Consider the following 819-nt stretch of genomic DNA (forward strand, 5'->3'; position numbering starts at 1 on the left):
CTGGCGGCGTTTACTGGAAAACTCACTGTCGGCAAAAGTCAGTTGCTGGCTCATCCGGTTACTCATTCTGGGTTCAGGTTACAACACGATGATCTCACATCTCGGACTTATTCGCACCTTCCTTAAAACTTGCGGCGTTGTTCTCAAATAACCATTATTGGTTATACATTCGCTGTGACTCATTATTGTCACTTTCGTTCTGGCCACCAGGCAGACCACTTATTGCAACTCATTCTCATTATTAAGCCTCTCGTTGAGTCAGGCAGACGCGGAGGCTATTCGGTAAAACCTATCACAGCCATAGGGCGGAATGCCGGCGTGACGCATTGCCCAAACTGAAAACCGGTGCTGTAATCAAACCGCTGTTACGGCCTGAAATAAGGTATGTAGAGCGCAACGCAACGCCAGCCCAGGCTGGCACTGAAAGTTCCTGTGGAAAGTTCAGGTATCAGGGCCGCCCACCAGGGCGGCCTTTTTACGTTCAGGCTTTCCGTTAGTTCCGTTCACAAGGTTGTCTTGTTGGCGTTGTAAGGTTTGGCTGATTGATTTGATAAAGCATACGCATTAGCCCCGATGGATAAAGTTGGTTACCTTACATCTCAACGAAAACACGGAGGAAGTACTGATGTCTTTGATTAACACTAAAATTAAACCTTTCAAAAACCAGGCGTTCAAAAACGGTGAGTTCATCGAAGGAAGTTGCGATTAAGTGGTCCGCAGCTCCCGATATGACGCCCCAAACCGTCCTTTATCGACGTCCTGTGGCTCAATTTTCCAATTTTCAGCCCAAAATCGTCTCTTCGTGGCTGATTTTGGCCC

The 819-nt window shown here is 47.6% G+C and carries 1 pseudogene; it reads left to right on the forward strand.

Features of this window, described 5'->3' with window-relative positions:
- Positions 1–625: 625 nt before the first annotated feature.
- Positions 626–694, forward strand: a pseudogene (locus tag ACOTXT_RS22465) (peroxiredoxin); the annotation flags it as partial.
- Between the last annotated feature and the right edge of the window lie 125 nt (positions 695–819).

Origin of the sequence: Enterobacter cloacae complex sp. IR5422, assembly GCF_049238165.1 — a bacterium.
Classification (GTDB): Bacteria; Pseudomonadota; Gammaproteobacteria; order Enterobacterales; family Enterobacteriaceae; genus Enterobacter; species Enterobacter roggenkampii.